The sequence below is a fragment of the Pseudomonadota bacterium genome (assembly GCA_039033415.1).
In the GTDB taxonomy this organism is placed as follows: Bacteria; Pseudomonadota; Gammaproteobacteria; order Xanthomonadales; family SZUA-38; genus JANQOZ01.
This window is the reverse complement of the sequence record JBCCCR010000003.1, coordinates 116,623-134,216: the sequence shown is the minus strand read 5'-3', so window position 1 is coordinate 134,216 and position 17,594 is coordinate 116,623. Positions and strand designations below refer to the sequence as shown.

Genomic DNA, 17,594 nt, shown 5'->3' with positions numbered 1-17,594 from the left:
GCCACGAGCTTCGTATGATGCTTGCAACACGCGTAGAGACGAAAACAATGAATCGAGCACGCAGCCAGAAGCTTAGGAAGGGGCCATTGGCTATCGCCATAGCCGCCGTACTTTCTCCTGGCTCGGCGTTCGTGCAGGAAAGCATTGAACTGAGTCAGCTGGACGGCAGTAACGGCTTTGTGCTCTTCGGCATTGATGCCAATGATTTTTCCGGCCGCTCCGTCAGCGGCGCGGGGGACGTCAACGGCGACGGCATCGACGATGTGATCATTGGCGCAGATCTCGCCGATCCCGGCACCAGCAATGAGGGTGAGACCTACGTGGTGTTTGGCCGTGCAACCGGATTTCCTGCGAGTCTGAATCTGGCTGATCTGGACGGCAGCACTGGTTTTTTGCTCGAAGGCATCGACGCCAGTGACTTCTCTGGCGACGCCGTCAGTGGCGCCGGTGACGTCAATGGTGACGGCATCGACGATTTGATTATTGGCGCCTACGGGGCTGATCAGAGCGCCGACTATGAAGGCGAGACCTACGTGGTGTTCGGCCGTACAACGGGTTTTCCCGCCAGTCTCAATTTGGCAAGCCTCGACGGCAGCAGCGGCTTTGTCCTCAACGGCATTGACAACTATGACCGCTCGGGCCGCTCGGTTAGCGGCGCGGGGGACGTCAACGGGGATGGCATTGACGATGTGATCATTGGTGCCCCCTACGCCGGTTCCGGCACTAACTATGAGGGCGAGACCTACGTGGTATTTGGCAGCGATTCGGGTTTCCCCGCCAGCCTGAATCTTGCTGACCTGGACGGCAGCGACGGCTTTGTACTCAACGGCATCGACGCTGGTGATTTCTCGGGCCGCTCGGTCAGCGGGGCCGGCGACGTCAACGGCGACGGCATTGACGATGTGATCCTTGGTGCCTATCTCGCCGATCTGATGGGCACCTCTGAAGGCGAGACCTATATCGTGTTCGGCCGCGCAACGGGTTTTCCTGCAAGCCTCAATCTGGCTGATCTGGACGGCAGCAGTGGCTTTTTGCTTAACGGCATTGGGGCTAATGATCGCTCGGGCCGCTCGGTTAGCGGCGCTGGCGACATCAACGGCGACGGCATTGACGACGTGATCATTGGCGCCTACTTCGCGAATTCGAACGCCCTAAATGAGGGCGAGACTTACGTGGTGTTTGGCACCGATTTGGGTTTCCCCGCCAGTTTCAATCTGGCCGATCTGGACGGCAGCAGCGGCTTTGTACTCACCGGCATCGACGCCAATGACTTGTCGGGCCGCTCGGTCAATGGCGCTGGCGACGTCAACGGCGACGGCATTGATGATGTGATCATTGGCGCCTATCTCGCAAATCCGGGTGTCAATAATGGAGGCGAGACCTACGTGGTGTTTGGCAGCGATTCGGGCTTTCCTGCCAGCCTCAATCTGGCAGACCTGGATGGCAGCAATGGTTTCGTGCTCAACGGCGTCGACGCTGATGATCGCTCGGGACGCTCGGTCAGCCGCGCCGGCGACGTTAACGGCGACGGCATCGACGATGTGATCATTGGCGCCGATAGCGCTGATCCAAGCGCGGATGATGAAGGCGAGACTTACGTGGTGTTCGGCAACGCGGCACCGCTGCGGGTCGGTGGAGCAACCTCATTTCTGCTCGACGAACTCGAGGACGATGCCAACGCCAGCGGCAGCCGACTAGACGTCACCGTAGCGCTCAACTACCTCGACGTTGATGCGTTTGGCGGCGTCGGCGTCATCGGCGATTCCTCTACGCCCGGTCAGGGCCAATGGCAGTATGCCCTCAACGGCGTCGACTGGCAGGACCTGCCGAGCGCCCTCAGCGACACTTCTGCACTTGTCCTCGGCAACGACGCCTGGCTGCGTTTTGTGCCGGCGTTAAACTACTCCGGACAGCCCGGCGGCCTAGCGGTGCGTATGTGGGACGGGCGCTGGCGAGTGCCTGGTGATAGCGTGGACATCTCCAGCGCGGTCGGCGCTCTCGGGGGGTTCGCTAGCGACGAAAACCTGCTGAACGTAACGCTGGACATCATGCCGGTCAATGACGCGCCGAGTTTTGTTGCTGCCGATCCGCCTGCGGTCAACGAGGACCCGAGCGGCGTAACGGTTTCCGGATGGTCAGCTTTCGATCCCGGCCCAAACGAGAGCAACCAGTTTGCGCTTACCTATCAGGTTGCAGCGGTCTCTAATCCTGGCATGTTTTCTGTGCTGCCTACGATCGACACCTTGGGGAATCTGATCTATGACCCGCGCCAGGACGTCAGCGGCACGAGTACCTTTAATGTGCGGGTCGTAGACTCCGGCGGCATGGCCAACGGCGGGGTCAACGTGTCGGGCTTCCAGACTTTTACCATCACGGTTAATTCGGTTAACGATCCGCCGGTACTGAACGCTGACGACCCGCCGCCAGTCGGCGAAGACGCCGGTCCGCAGACGGTCAGCAACTGGGCCAGCCTAGACCCCGGTGCACCTAACGAGGCGGGCCAACAAGTGACCGTCCTAGTTGCCGGCGTGGCCAACCCAACGCTGTTCACCGTTCCTCCCACGGTCGATGCCGCGGGCACCCTTACTTACACACCAGCACCCGGCGAGAGCGGTAGCTCCAGTTTTACCGTGGTCGCCAGCGACAACGGTGGCGTCGCCAATGGCGGACAGGACACCTCGCAACCTCAGATCTTTACGATCAGCATCCGGGCGGACCTACTGTTTTCCGATAGCTTTGAGTAGCAGCGGCCGCTGGTTATCTTTACCACCGCCTATCGGGACTACGCCCTGGAGGGCTTCGAGCTGGAGGCCGTCGACTACCTGCTGAAGCCAATCACGTTTGATCGTTTCTTTCGAGCGCCCCAGCGGTTCCAGGCCAGCGTTCAGGGAGGAGATCCGGCGGCAGGTGAATCTGGGGAGGCAGCTCAGGCGTCGATCTTCATCCGGGCAAACCGCAAGGATATCCGCCTGGGGCTATTCGAGATTGTCTACGTGCAGGGCTGCAGGACTATGTGCGCGTTCACACGCGCGTGACTCTTTGGCGCAACCCGTCGTGACGGTCAGCTGTCTGGCCGCAGCCACTGCTGGAATTTTCGCTTCTTCGGTGTATCCAGGTCGCACTGCAGTCTTATCCAGCCTGGGTTAACGCCGATCCGATCAGAGCCAGGCTCCGCCCAGCCGTAGACGAGGGTTTTGCCGGTCTCATCACCTTCCTGGATGACGATGACCAGCGTCTCCCGTTGCATGCCGTACGACCAGGTGTTGCGAAAGGTAAAAACCATGTCGCGCCCATCTCGATAGGTAAAGGGATAAGTCCCTCCTTGATCGTGAATGCGGACGTACGAGACGGTGTTCACGGGTCGGCCGCCGTCCTCGCGCGGGAAATCGAGCATGCACTGAAACCAGCGAACTCGCTCCAGCTGGTACCAGGGAAGTTGTGGTTCCGCCGACGAGTCATTGGTGATCTTACGATCGTGAAACCAGTAGCCGGTCTCCGAAATCCGCACCTGGTAGTCAAGGCTCTCACCGCCGTTTTCGCTTGCCGCTGCGCATGCGCCCGGCGCGGTGCCGCCGACGATCGCATCGACATCTCGGGTCAACAGTAGATCGCAGCCCGCTGCAACGGTTGTGTCGTCACGCGTCATGCTGTCAAGAATCGCGGGATTCGCGGCAGCGCCGGAATACCGCCCACCGTTCTTGAATTGGTGGACCCGGATCCGGATCGCTTTAGCTGTTTCGTCGGCTTTTAGTTCATAGAGATGATGCCGAATAACGTTGTCTGAATTGTTGTCACCAAAAGTCTTTGCATAAAGGACGTGTTCACCGAACGTCGGCAGGTCGACCCGGCGAATTTGGCTGTGCACCCGCTTATGTCCGCCCTGAGCAGGTGACCGCTTGCCGACGTTAAAGTCGAACTGCACCTGTTCCCGATTGTCGTAGTCACCTGGCCAGAGCTCCATCAGGTATTCCAGCTCGCGTTCGAGCAGCGTATAGCTGCGTTCCTGGGCCGTCGCTGAGGCGCAGAGTGCTGTCAGGACAATCAGCGTCAGCCAGCGTTTAGCCCTTCTCGTTGTCGTTGCAATGCACGTTCCCATGATTCTTACCTCCCGGTCCTGCTTGCCTCTGAATCCGTCATTGCCTGATGCTCTCCTGGAGCTGCGCACAGCGACATCGTAGACCAGCAAAAGCTGCGGTCGATCCTTAGCTGCCGAAGAACGAGTCATCAGAGCCCAGGGTGTAAGAGCGCATATTCGGTCTGGATGAGCGTCGCAAGCTCGGCACTGGCAGAGCGAACCGCTTCCAGCCGCCGAACAAGACCAACCAGCGCAAGCATCCAGAGTTTGCGGTCTGTGTAGGCCTGGCTCAAGCCGCGCTTTCCGGCCTCGGTGAGCGGCACGGGAGAGGTGGGCGTCTGAGCCATGGCAACCGTATCGAAAAGCTGAAGGTAGGGCCCTTGCTGAATGAGAAGCTGGTTGCAGATTTCCTGCTGCCCGTAGAACTCTTTTAGCAGTCGCTCATACTCGATGATGGAAACCGTCACTCTTTGGGTTTGGATGAGCGAAAAACCGCCGTCGCTCTTGAGTTGTCGCAGCGTTCGGTCGTTGCTCAAAAAGTCTGGGAAACCCATATTGTTGGTCCACAGCGCGTAAGCCTCATTGGAGTTTGAAACAACCTCTGGGTCTGCCAGCATTTCTGCGAGATCCTGAGTCGCGTCGATGTGGTTTCGAAGCGCAGCCAATACGCCGTCGGCCTCTTCGATGTCGATCTCCAGGTCTTCAATCAGCGATTGCATGTAACTCAGTTCCGCCTTTTGATCCTGCCGGTCCTGATTCCAGCTGTCGATTTGCAGGGCGATCAGAATGCCCAGCACGATCAGAATCGTCTCACCAGCTGCATAGAGCAGGTAGCGACCCGTCTGGTTTTCCAGAAGCGGGCGAATACGAAGGAGGCGTGACAGGAACACTCAGTCACCTTGGACAATGAAGGCTTGTGGAACTTAGCACAGTGCCCACCGAGGGTCCTTTTTTGCTAATCCGCGATCTGCCCGCGGAAAATCTGATGAACGGAGGCCGTACAATTCGAGTTTCGGTAAATTTTCACGTAAAGCCAATGAGGGGCTCCGCATACTCAAGCCCTGTCTTGTGCCTAACTCTCATAGGGGCGCCTGTCGCCATGAACAGACTAGCAACCAAAATCGATCGCCGTATCCAAAATCGTGAGCAGGCCCATGTACCCAGACAATGATTTTGCGCCGCGTCGCGGCGTAATGATTATGCTTCATCTATGCGCAACCGCCGGCTTTGCTTGCGCAACGGTCTACCACTACGCGAGGCCTGACGAGCCGGCTATCCACTTGATCCTCCCTCCGTTGGTTGGGACGTACTTCTGCGTCACCGCGCTGATGATTTACTTCAATTCGTCGCTGTTGCGTCCTGTGGCGCGGATCTCGTTGATTGTTCTGATCTCAAGCCTCGTTATCGGCGTCTATATTCCCCTGGTCCAGGCCGTGTTATTCGATGGTCCGCCCTTGATTGAGGGGATGCCACCAGTGACCGGCATGCTGGCGTTGACGGCTCTCAGCGTCTTCCTGTTTCTACCGCCTGACAAGGCAACGCGCCTCAATTTTCGACTGTTCATTCCGCTGGCGATGCCGCCAGCCATCTATCTGCTGGCGAATATCGACCAGCTCATCACCCCTCGCGGCATCGACCTCTTTCTCGCGTTTGGTCCGCTGATTCTCGCGACCACCGGCATCGCCACGTTCATCGCTGACCTGTGGGCACAGTTGATCAAATACCGCACAGAGGCGCGCTATGACGGTCTGACGGGACTCTATCAACGCCGCGCTGGACGCGAGCTTGTCGATCAGGCGATGGGCACTGAGACGCTTGGCGCGCTGTTTGTCGATCTGGACAACCTCAAGCCCATTAACGACCTCCACGGCCATGAAGCAGGTGACCATGCGCTGCGGACCCTGGCCAACGTGTTGAAACTGATTGCCCGGCCTGGCGATATGGCCATTCGCTGGGGCGGAGATGAGTTCCTGCTTGTGATGAACAACGCTGATCAGGCGCTGCTTCAAGAGACGATCGGGTCAATTGAGAGCGCTCTTGCGGACAAAACGGAAAACGCAACGCCGCTCTCGGCATCGGTCGGAGGCACGTTGGCTAGACCGGGCGATGACGTCGATTCCTTCATCGACCGCGCGGACAATGCGATGTATCAAGCGAAACGCCGAGCGAGAAATCTGTCGGATTCAGGCGCCTCTGCAAATCCAAACTGAAGTTTGGGCACGCTGTGCAAGACCTGTCGCCGAAAACCGGGCCAACCCTTTTCGGCGCAACTCCGGTGGCCAGGCCGGAGGTAGCAAGTACGAATACGCAGAGGGATTCCAGTCCATGTTTACACTGACGGTCGACGAGTTGTAGCAGAGGCACCGGATTTCGGTGGGCCTTTTCCTGTCAGACTTACCTATGGGATTTCAAAACCGTCCGAGAAAAGCGGATCGGGCCCCATCGTCTGACCATCCCGCTCGAAGGCACCCTGGTCGGCTAGATCTGGCCCGGCGCGAAACAGCCCATCAAGGTCTCGCGGGCTGGAGATGGCGCACTGGTCTGCGCTCACCGACGCGGCTGAGAGTCGGTAGTTACCCCGTGCGGTGATCGTAAAGTTGGGGTTTCCCAGATTGCCGCCCATCGACTGGCCGCCGGAATCGGGCGTCTGCGAGTTGTTGCAGCTACGGACAAACGAGGCAACGTCATTTGAGATTCGCGGTCCCTGGCCATTCACGTAAATGATCGACTCGGTGATCTCCACCTCCACCTGAGGGTCTATGGCCCAGAGCGGTCTCGCCACGTTTCCGGCCATCGTTACGTGTCGCAGGTGGAGCCGCTGGCTGTTGCTCACCGAAATGGCCGAGTCCTGGGTGTTGTCAGCGCCGTTGTCCGCCACCAGCACGTTTTGCAGGGTGACTAAGGATGGCACCATGCTTTGTCCGTCGATGGCGGTACCAACGCTGGCGCTGGAGCTGTTGGAGTTGTTGCGGATCATCGCCACGCGGTCCAGGCTGATGGTGCTCGTGTTTGCAACATCGTCAATAAAGATTCCGCCACCAGACTCAAGGGCGTTGTTGGTGATAAACAAAGAGCAGTACTCGTTGGCTGCCAGCACAAACGGGTCGCAGGTGGAAAACTGCGTGGCCACCGTGTAGCTGCTGTCGCGGCTGTAGATGGCGGCGCCACGGGGCGCTACGTTGGTTTCAAAGCGAACGTTGGTCAGCAGACCCGCTGGCACGTTCTCCATCCAGAGCGCGCCTCCGGCCAGACCGGTCTGGTTGAAGACAAACCGTGTATCGGCAATCACCAGCGAACTTACGTCAGACGCCGCAATCCCGCCCCCGGTGCCTGTCATGGCACCGTCTGAGGCTCGGTTCAACTCGAACGCCGAGTTGGTGATTGTCGCCGCTAGGCCGCTTTGGTTCGAGTCTCGCAGGAACACGGCGCCGCCAGCGTCGGCGGCCGTGTTCGATTCGAACTGCGATCGATGGATTTCCACCGTTCCAGGCCCTGAAAAGATGGCGCCGCCTCGACCGGTGAGGCCAACGGGATTTGAAGCTTCGTTATCAACAAACACGGCTTCGTCGATGGTCAGTTGATCAGACCCATCGGTGGTGTTTTGGTAAATCGCTCCGCCGTCCGCTGCTGAATTCATGGCAAAGGTGGCTGCTCCCCCGACCGCTATGGTCGATCCCGTGCTGGCGATGGCCCCACCGAAGCCGAGAGCGACGTTGCTGCTAAACATTCCGCCCTCGATGGTCATTGCTCCGGTCGCGGCGGCGATTGCTCCGCCAAACGGAGCGTTGTTGCCGGTGAAGTTACTCACGTTGCTGGTCAGCTGCGCCTCGGAAAGCCAGATCGCGCCACCCTGAGCTTCGCTGGTGTTCTGTTCCAGCGTGACGCTTGTAAGCTGAAGCTCGGCATCATCGGCTCCGAATAGGCCACCGCCACCGAAGCCAAATCCTGATTCGGTCGTAGCGTTTTCGAGGTAGAGGCTGTCGGTAAACACCGCTGAGCCGCCGCGGAGCGCCAGCCCGCCACCGCGGTTGGCTGCGGTATTGCCGCGAACGGTGCTTTCAACACCGGAGATTGTGGAATTGATTGCAAAGATCCCCCCGCCGTCATTGCCGGCTTGGTTCTCCGTGAAGCGGCTACCGGCCAAAAAGCTCAGCGTCGACCCGCTTGCATAGATACCGCCGCCATCGCCAGCCGCCTGGTTACCTCCCGCCGGGCTACCGCCAAACGGCTCGGCGCTGTTGCTGCTGCTGGACAACGACATTCCCAGCAGTCCGATGGTTGAGTCTTCCACTCTGAGGCTGGCGTCGAACAGTGCAATGCCTCCACCGTCGCCCGGCGTGACGCTGCCGCCGGCAAGATTGCTGTTTCCGCGGATCTGGAGTCTGGACTGCGCCGCACCACCGGCCACGTAAACCAAACCGCCGCTGAGGGTCGCTGTGCCGTCGAATACCTGCACGCCGTCCAGCACCACCTGGGCGCCGCTGGTGACAGCCAGGATTCCCCCGTTGGTCGCTGTGGCCGACTGCAGTGAGAGATTCCGGAAGGTAACCCGGGCGCCATCCAGCACCTCGACCAAGCCGCCGACCGGGTCGTCGCTTGCGCCATCGCCGCTCAGCCTTACGGTGGAAAAGTCGGCCCCAACATTTTCCAGTTCGCACCCGGTGGCGCCGGGTGGCCCGGGGCGCCCGGGTACAAAGGTCAGGTCCTTATCGATCTCCCCGATCAGGCCCGCGTGCTGACCGGCTTCGATGATGATCGTATCGCCGTTCGCGGCGTCCGCCACGGCTTGAGCCACCGAGGTGTAGACACAGGCGCCGCCGTTGATGCCGGCGATCGGATTCAAGATCACCAGGCCCTTAGAGTCCGCGCCAGCCTCTCCATATGCAGCCAGCCAGACGAGGAAAAAGAAGAATCGCATGGGGAGTCCTTGGTCTGTACCTAGCTAGTTCTACGCAGACCAGGGTGGAAAACGTCAACCAAGAGCTTGATGCGTCGCTATTGCAGCGAAAAGTGCACCGCCAGGCGGCGCAGCGCTCTGACGTTTGGATCGCGTTACGGGGTTGGATGAAAACTAGGTGCGCGTTGTAACGCTAATCTTCGAAACCCGTACCGAAGATGAAATCCTCGCTTACCACGCGAACGGCGCGGCCTGTCGAACAGTTATTGCCGGCGTTGGCTTCACCGTCAACCACGCTGACGCAGGCGCCGACATAGACTGTCGACTCACTTAACGGCAGGGGAACCTCAAAATCGGTCAGGTTTTCTTTCAGCGAGAAAACGTCGCTAAGCGTAACCATACCGACCGCCGTGTCGCTTGCGTCGATGACACCATTGTTCGAAACGTAGGCCGTGACAACGGCGGAAGCGACGGTGGCAGGGCCGATATTGGTCGCGTTGATGGTGATGGATGTGGATCCATCTGACAACGGAACAAAGCGGGGCGCCTCCACCGAGGTGACCGCCAGGTCGAAACTGGTATCGGCGCAGGGCGCGGCTCGGGTTAAAACGGCGGAGACAGGCTGGGAAACCGCACCGTCGGTATCAGCCGCGTAGACCGATACTTCGTAGGTGCCGCTGCCGGCGCACAGCCCGACGCTGCTGACCTCATAGTCCGGCGCCTGCTCGGAGAGGGATTCAACGATGGTCTGGCCATCGGGCCGGGTAATAACGGCAAACACTTCTTCGATTGTGCCGGTTGAGGTGACGCCGCTTGCCGTGATCGATTCGAAATCGGCGACAGCCTGATTGGGCAACGAAATACTGCCAACAACCGGCTCGTCGCCGGCGAGCAGGATGCCGCGGCCGACGGAATAAAACCTGGCGACAATGCCGTCGAAGATTTCGTTCGGAACCGAGTTGCCCTGATCTTCGATAAGCGGCGTAACCGAGCCCGCTGAAAACTGGATGGCCCGGCGTGCTAGTAAGTGGGCTGTCCGCACGGGTGCGCCGTTCAGGATCGATCGCCAGAAGAACTGCGAATACGACAGCCGGCCGCTTCGACGGAACACCGCCTGCTCGTCTGCGTCTGCACTGGTGAGCACAATTCTTGGGTTGCTGGTGTTGCTGGCGAGAGTCGGCAGGTACGCGCCGGCACCGTCGCCGTCATAAATGATCGTTAGCTGGCCGTCGTTGGCTGCCTGCACCTGATCGAGCCATCCCTCCAGCGTAGCGACGGTCAGGCTTTCCGTTTCGTTGAGCACAAACTCGCCTGCAGCCTGGGTTCCCACCAGGTATAGCGTCAGGTCCGAAACATCGTCGGTACCCCAAACCGTCAGCGCGTCTTCCAATCCTGAAAGGGTCGCCAGACCGTCGGTGCCGAAAGAGGTGACTGACGAAAGAAACTGAATATCGTCGCAGGCTGATGACTGGCAGCTGATCCTGTCGGGCCCGTAGCCCTGCTGTTGCAGCGCGGCGCTAGCGAGGCTTCCGCTGCGTTCAAACGACCGATCTCGTGAGCCATCCTGCTGGGTGCCGACGACAACCACTGCGCGGCGCCGCGTAGGGTCGTTCACCGTGATGGCAGCCAGCTGGGGTACACCGACGTTGCCGTCGTTGTCCTCGGCGAAAACGGAAATATCGTAGGTGCCCGCGCTGGTGAAGATCGACGAGGTGACGCCATAGGTTCCGACGTCGTCCACCGGCTCCATTTCTAAGATTGGCAGCTCAGCGATCGGATTGTCAGACGAACCCGGCTGAAAGCCCGGAGGTCGAACCACCACCCAAACGCGCGCAATGCCGTTGCTGTCGAAAACGTTGCTGACCGTAATCGCAGCGGTACTGCCTGATCCAATGAACGGCGGTGCGCTGACGACGCCCAGCACCGGGCGGTCGAGACCGCTGAGGGTGCCGCGCCCGATAATGCGGCCTGCCGCCAGCTGGAAGTCACCGGTTTCGTTGGTCACGCCATTGCCGTTCGCATCCAGGAGCGCATTCTGAGTGGGGAAGGAGTTCACGGTGCCGTCGCGCGCAATGGAAAATGCCTCGCCGACGTCTTCGCCGTTAAAAACCTGCGTCCAGAAAAGATTCGAAAACGACATCGTCCCGCCGGAGACAAAATAGGCGCTTTCGCCGGGGCTGGAGCTGGTGATAACCAGCCGATCTAGGCCGGACAGCTCGTCCATGAAGCTGCCGGACTCACAGGCGTCATAAACAATGGTGACCTCGCCTCCAGGATGGCCGGCCTGCCAGGTCGAAATCCAGTCGTCCAGGGTTTCTGAGCGGAGGACCTCACTGCCGCTCATACGAAACGTGTCCACCCCGCCGTGATCCACCATGTAGATCAACAGGTTGTCAGCGTCCGAGGCAAAGTCTCCCGTCAGCGCCGACTCAAAGGCCGCGTTGGTGGCATCGGCATCCACATCGTCGAACAATCCATTCTGGTCCAGATCAAGGTCGGTGTCGGCGGAAAGGTACTGGATGGTGTCTTTCTCAAACCCCTGGGCCACCAGAGTGCGAAAGACAAAATTGGCGTTGACCTGCGTTGCGTCCCACAGCGCGTTACCGGGATAAGGGCCGCCGCCGGTCACCACAATCGCTTTGGTGTTGCCGGGTGCCGCGGCCGGCCGGAAGCGCTGCACCCGGTTGTTGCTGCGCTCGAGTGCATAAACTCGCTGATTCGGCCCAACAGCAATGCTTCGGGCAGTGTTGACCTGCCCCGGCAACACGCCTTCTGATGCCATGTTGCCCAGCAGGGTGCCGTCGGAATCGTAGACCTCGATAAACGCATCACCGACATAGATGCGGCCCGCAGCGTCCACTGCCATACCAAAAGCGTTTTGGAAGGTTTTGTCATAACGGGCTAGTAACTGGCCGTCGCTGTTGAAGCGCTGGATGCGATCACTATCGGCCGCCAAGATGGTTCCGTCCGGCGCGACGGCCACCGAATCAATCGACCTGAACTGCCCGTCTTCCGTGCCGCTGCCAGAGCCAATTGTGCGGACGAAGGTGCCGTCGAGTTGGAACACCTGAATTCGGTTGTCCTGCTCGTCCCCGATATAGACCAGATCGTTGGTGTCGATGGCCAGGGATGAAGCATTTTCGAAAATGCCGTTGGCGCCTACCCCAGTCAGGTCAGAGGGCTCTATTCCCCATTGATTCAAAAACTGGCCCGTGCTGCTGAAACGCCGAACAACAGCGTCATCGTTGACGCCTGAGAACAGGATGACTGCGCTGCCGTCTGAGGCAACGGCCATGGCGCCAAAGATACCCGGAAACGTGTCTGCGGGTCTCAGCGGTTGAAAAGACCTGAGGAAAATGCCGTCCTCGTCGAAAACCTGGACCCTGCGGTTTGCTTGTTCGGCGATATAAAGCTCCCCGAGCCCGCTGATCGCGATACTGTCAGGTGACGCAAACTGCCCAGGCCTTTCGCCGGCGCTGCCCCACCGTGCCAAATACTCACCGCTCGGTCCCCAGCGCACAACCCCGTAGAGATCAACGACGTACATGGTGCCGTCTGGGCCAGCTGCAGCCTGGCGTGCCGCTGCCATTTCGCCTGGTCCAACTGACGCGTCCGTATCGCGAGTACCAAAGGAGAACAGCTCGTTGCCGATGAGGTCGATTTTGGTGACGCGGCCGTTGTAGGACACAAGCAGATTTCCCTGCGGATCACGCCCAAGGCCTTCCATGAGTGTGAGGCTGTTGAGGCCGCCGGAAGAATCAGCGATTTGGCGCACGAAGTTGCCGTCCAGATCGAAGACCTCAATTTGGTCGCGACCGAACTGAACCATAAACAGCTCGTCGCCTACGACCGTGATGCCTAACGGGCCACCTCCGTCAAATTGGCCGGGACCGGTTCCCTCACTGCCGATATTGGCAATAAAGTTTCCATCGGAATCGAATTTGACGGCACGAAAACCCGGCGGATCGAGGATGTAATAGTTGTCGGCGTCGTCGATCGCGATCTGGAACGGCCCAAATCTCAGCGTGAACTGCCCATCTTCGCTGCCATGACCGCCCCACTGGGCTACCAGATTTCCGGCCGCATCGAACTTGAAGACTTCGCCACCATTGCGGTCCGCAACAATGATATTGCCCTGGCTGTCGACACCCACGCCATGCGGCCTGTCCACGAGACCGCCGCCAATGGTGCTTACCAGCACACCGTCGGCGGAGTATTTCTGAATCTGCGCGGCGATCTGGTCGGCCACATAAACGAACCCCTTGTCGTCGACGGCAATGGCGCTGGGCCCAGTCGCGAAGACCGTCTGGAAAAAATAGGGACGCGGCTGCGAAGGCCAGAGCAGATCGAACTCCGGCAGGCTGACCCCGCCCCAAAGATGTGGAGATGCCAGGAGCAGAAGTACTGCGCCGCAAACTTTTGATTTGATAATGACCCCGTTCCTTGTGCTTTTAGCAGCCAGCGCATTCCCTTGCCGCGTTTGATCCTAAGCAGATGCCAATCAGACGCTCGTTCTGGAACGGCCTGGCAGCGTTCTTCTGTTGTTTTCGTTCGTCGGGTGCAAGCTGGCTTTCCCTGTAATTCACCTACGAAAAAAGTGAAAACCTGGGGCCATCTCTGGGAACATTGCTGGAAAACCCCAATCCAGGTCCACCCATCCAGCTTCGTGAGCGAGCGTGACTTGGCTTTCATCAGGCCGAGAAGATTCCAGTTTACGGTGCCGGCCTGGCGCGAGTCCGCTTTGGGCCGTTGGAATGGCTTTGGCGCTCGCTCACTTACGTCAAATGGCAACCCCTGCGTCGCGGAGGCTAGCCGCCAACGAGACTACGATCCAAGATAGACGCCGATTCAGGCACCACAGCGATTTCCGGGGGTGGCCCCACGTTGAAGCGATGGAAACCCTGATCCGAGTGCTGGTTGCTCACACGTCAGGTACGTTATGCTCTCGTTTCGGATGATCGATCCCGACCAGGAACTTCTCACCGCCGGTTATCTGTCTGCAAGGTCACCGTCGGCGTAAATCTCCATTGAACAAGTCTTTCCTCACGTACCTGCTGGCTCAGGTGCTCACCGGCCTGGCGTCGACGATGCTGTCGGTTTCGGTCGGTTGGCATATCTATCAGGCGACTGGTGACCCCTTCGATTTAGCCTTGGTGGGGCTGATGCAGATCATGCCGATCGCGGGTCTGTTTGTTGTCTCGGGATGGGTGGTCGACCGGCTGCAGCGAAAGTACATCCTGGTGGCGTGCGTCTCGCTGCAAACGCTGGTGTTGGCCGGTCTGGCGCTGAGCCTGGGATCTTCTGACTTTAACCCGCAGATGGTTTTTGGGCTGCTGTTCCTGAACGGTGTCGCCAGGGCATTTCAGATGCCCGCCTCTCAATCCATTCTTCCGGGTCTGGTTCCCGCGGATTATCTCTCCCGAGCGGTCGCCGTCAGCAGCACGGTAAGGACAGCGGGCGACACAGTAGGCCCGTTTGCTGCGGGCGTGCTGGTCGCTTGGATCGACACCGACATTTATCAGCTCTTGGCAGCGGCGACTTTTGCTGCCGTACTGCTGAATCTCCTGCTGCCGGCACTGACCGTTCGCCGGCCCAGCGGTCGCGGGCTGGCGCAACTCCTGGCGGGCGTTGGCTATGTTTGGCGCAACCCACTGGTGCTGCCGGCAATTTCGCTAGATTTGCTGATCGTACTTGTCAGCAGCGTGGTGGCGCTCCTGCCCGTGTTTGCGGTGGACGTCCTGAACGCCGGGCCCGAAACCCTCGGCCTGATGCGCGCCATGCCGGCAGCGGGAGCGGTGGTCGCCGGTGTAGTGCTCACTCGCATGCCGCCCGTTCGTCCAGCCGGGACCTGGCTGTTTGCCGCTTTGGCGATGTTTTCTCTCTCGACTATCGTATTTGCTCTTTCAACCAATCTTTGGCTGAGTCTCCTGGCGCTCTTTATCTATGGCGCTACCGATATGGTCAGCGTCAATGTGCGGCTGACCATCATCCAGCTCGCGACGCCAGATGAGCTCCGGGGACGGGTCAACTCGGTGAACTCGCTGTTCATCGCTACATCAAACGACATGGGAGACTTCCGGGCAGGGACGGTGGCGACGGTCCTCGGTCCCGTCACGACCGTTTTTCTCGGCGGGGTGATGGCGACGGGTGTGGTCATCGGTGGATACCTGCTGGCCCCGACGCTGCGGCGGCTGCAGCGATTAACTGACGCTGCTGTTGCAGACTCCGAAAAATGACGAATTAGGCAGCGCTTGCTCTCCGGCCGTAGAACCGACGCAGCCAGAAGCCCCAACCAGCTATGTTCCAGCTATGTTCCCAGTTTCGGTCTCCGGTGGCTTAGACCTACCGGGTATTCCCCGAGTAGGTCTCCCCGTCGACAGGCATGAGGTGTTCAGCCAGCCACAGGTGAACCTCGTCCCAGAAGTATTTCGCTTCCTTGCCCTTCATGATCCAGTGATTGGCATCATGAAAAACCAGCAGCCTTGAGGGCACCTGCATTCGTTGCAGGTAGGTCCAGGCTGCAATGGTTTGGTTGACCGGAACCCGGAAGTCCTTCTCGCCGATGGTGAGCATCGTCGGCGTTTTGAATTGATTGGCGTACGTTGATGGGCTTTGGGCTTTCCAGACCTCGCTGTCACCCCAGGGCGGTCCGCCGTTCATCCGCTCGCGGTGGTAGACACCGTCGCTGCTCGAATACTGGCCTTCCAGATCGACGAGCCCGGCATGGCCAACCAGGGCATCGAAGCGGTCGGTGGTGGCAAGCAGCCAGTTCACCAAATGCCCGCCGTAGCTCGCGCCGGCGGCCGCCTGGCGATCGGGATCGATAAAGCTAAAGAGGCGGGTGGCCTCGTCGGCGGCCTCGATCAACTCCTCACCCGGTGTGGCCAGCGGATCACCTTCGATGTTCCGCGAAAACTCGCGCCCGTACCCAACCGAGCCGGTGTAGTCGGTCAGCAGCACCACGTACCCGGCAGACGCCAGCAGGTGAGGGCTCCAGCGGACGTGATCTGAGTCCAGTGACGACGAGAAGGGCCCGCCGTGAATAAACAGCACCAGTGGGTACTGCTCGCTTTCGCTGAAGCCAGGCGGGAGTGCTAGCCAGTTGTGGATATACCGGCCCTTTGAGCTTTCGAACCAAAACTCTCGGAAAGCCGGGCGGTCGAGCTCAGCGGCTTTCGCGGCGTTAAACTCCGTGAGCGCGACATGCTCTCCGTTCCTCGGATTTACCCGGACAATCTCAGCAGGCGTTGCAGAGCTCTGCCAGGCCGCCACCAGTCGATCGCCGGCGGGCATCGGGGTGCCGTAGACGCCGGAAGATTGGTCATCAAGCGGGCGCACGGCCCCGCCTTTGGCTGGCAGCGCAAAAAGGCGCGTGCGTCCGCGGTCGTGGGCATTTAGGTAAAGGGTTTTTCCATTGGCCGATAGCTCAAAGCCGCTGACCGAGCGATCGAAGTCCTCTGTGAGCACCTCAAGTGCGCCTTGCAGGTTGTCGCCCTCCCACCTGGCCCGAGCGACTTCCGAGTGGTTGTAAACGTGGTCGTTGATGGGGCTCCAGCTGCAGTAGAGGTGTTTCCCGTCGCGGGAGAACTTTGCCCCGACACAGCTGTAGTCGACGCCGGCGGTGATGGGTGCTGGCTCGCCACCCTCCACCGGCACTCGATAGAGTCCATAGCGAACCGCATCATGAGCCGCTTCGTGCAGCTCCTCCGTGGCAGAGATAATCAGCGCCTCGCCGTCCGGCGTCCAGGCGGCGTGCAGCCTATCGCCTGACAACGAGGACACACCCGCAAATCCGGGGCTCGAGACCAGCTTTGTCCCAACCAGCAGGTCCTTCGCAGGCTTTCCCGCTTCTGCGTCCTGCACAAACAGGCGAGTCTGAAGGTCATTGCGCCAATGATCCCAGTACCTAATCGGGAAGATTTCGTAGCGCGACACGTTGATGCCGCGCTCATCCCGGCTTTTCTTTTCGGCCTGGTTGGCGTCATCGTCAATGGCTTCGGGATAAACGCGGCTCTCAAAGACGATGCGCGAACCGTCCGGACTCCATTTCGGGTTTGAGGCTCCGGTGGACAGGTCGGTAATTGCCACGGCCTCCCCCGGACCATCCATCGGCAGGACAAAGATCTGCGACTTGGCGTCCTCTGCGGTGCTGCGCTTGGCGGCGAACGCAATTTGGGTTCCGTCAGGCGACCAGTGCACGCCCCCTTCGCCCCCCGCGGTCGACGTGAGCCGTCGAGGCGGTGTCTTGCCGTCGACAGCAACCAGCCAAAGGTCGGAGACCTCGTCTTCTTTTTCGTAAGCGGGTTCAGCGACTGAGACGATCGCGTGGCGTCCATCCGGCGAGACTGCCGGCGAGCCGATGCGTTTCATAAGCCAAACGTCTTCGTGAGCGATCGCGCGCCGCTCGGGGTTTTCCTGCGCAAAGGCGGTTGTAGCGACGGTCAGGGCGAGAAAAAGCGAACGGCAGGTGCGGCGCATGGGTTGGTCCTAAGAGAGCAGGGCCCAACAGCATAAACGATCAGCGGCAGGGAGCGGAGAGCACGCTGAGTACCTGCCGCGTCGGACACCACTCAACGCAGTGGGTTGCGGTTGCCAGACAGTGGACAGCGATGGGCTCTAGGT

9 protein-coding genes and 1 pseudogene are annotated in these 17,594 nt (G+C 59.8%); 5 read left to right on the top strand and 5 right to left on the bottom strand.

From position 1 onward, the window contains the following. The first annotated feature begins 86 nt into the window (after positions 1 to 86). Complete coding sequence (locus tag AAF358_03420) at positions 87 to 2,744, top strand: Ig-like domain-containing protein (protein ID MEM7704573.1); 2,658 nt, start codon at positions 87 to 89, stop codon at positions 2,742 to 2,744. A 317-nt stretch (positions 2,745 to 3,061) separates the two neighbouring features. Here AAF358_03420 and AAF358_03415 read toward each other — a convergent pair whose 3' ends face one another. Continuing rightward, on the bottom strand, positions 3,062 to 4,096 hold the full coding sequence (locus AAF358_03415) for a chromophore lyase CpcT/CpeT (GenBank protein MEM7704572.1): 1,035 nt from the start codon (positions 4,094 to 4,096) through the stop codon (positions 3,062 to 3,064). A 128-nt stretch (positions 4,097 to 4,224) separates the two neighbouring features. Next, a complete protein-coding gene (locus AAF358_03410) occupies positions 4,225 to 4,965 on the bottom strand; it encodes a DUF6090 family protein (protein ID MEM7704571.1) in 741 nt (246 codons plus the stop codon). Between the two features lie 309 nt (positions 4,966 to 5,274). Between AAF358_03410 and AAF358_03405 the strand changes: the two genes are divergently transcribed. Together AAF358_03405 and AAF358_03400 are read left to right on the top strand one after the other, a co-directional pair. Beyond that, the gene (locus AAF358_03405; GenBank protein ID MEM7704570.1) at positions 5,275 to 6,285 is read left to right on the top strand and encodes a GGDEF domain-containing protein; all 1,011 of its coding nucleotides are present in this window, start codon (positions 5,275 to 5,277) and stop codon (positions 6,283 to 6,285) included. A 19-nt stretch (positions 6,286 to 6,304) separates the two neighbouring features. Continuing rightward, positions 6,305 to 6,430: pseudogene (locus AAF358_03400) on the top strand (PIG-L domain-containing protein). A gap of 43 nt (positions 6,431 to 6,473) precedes the next feature. Here the strand turns inward: AAF358_03400 and AAF358_03395 are convergent. Further along, positions 6,474 to 8,993, bottom strand: coding sequence for a hypothetical protein (locus AAF358_03395; protein MEM7704569.1), 2,520 nt, complete (start codon positions 8,991 to 8,993; stop codon positions 6,474 to 6,476). Positions 8,994 to 9,165: 172 nt separating this feature from the next. After that, on the bottom strand, positions 9,166 to 13,221 hold the full coding sequence (locus AAF358_03390; protein MEM7704568.1) for a C13 family peptidase: 4,056 nt from the start codon (positions 13,219 to 13,221) through the stop codon (positions 9,166 to 9,168). A 455-nt stretch (positions 13,222 to 13,676) separates the two neighbouring features. Between AAF358_03390 and AAF358_03385 the strand changes: the two genes are divergently transcribed. Next, positions 13,677 to 13,784, top strand: a complete 108-nt coding sequence (locus tag AAF358_03385; GenBank protein MEM7704567.1) for a DUF418 domain-containing protein — start codon at positions 13,677 to 13,679, stop codon at positions 13,782 to 13,784. Positions 13,785 to 13,999: 215 nt separating this feature from the next. Beyond that, entirely contained in the window at positions 14,000 to 15,208 is a 1,209-nt protein-coding gene (locus tag AAF358_03380; protein ID MEM7704566.1) for an MFS transporter, read from the top strand. A 106-nt stretch (positions 15,209 to 15,314) separates the two neighbouring features. On the opposite strand, the gene AAF358_03375 is transcribed toward AAF358_03380, so the two are convergent. After that, entirely contained in the window at positions 15,315 to 17,450 is a 2,136-nt protein-coding gene (locus tag AAF358_03375) for a S9 family peptidase (GenBank protein ID MEM7704565.1), read from the bottom strand. Positions 17,451 to 17,594: the final 144 nt, after the last annotated feature.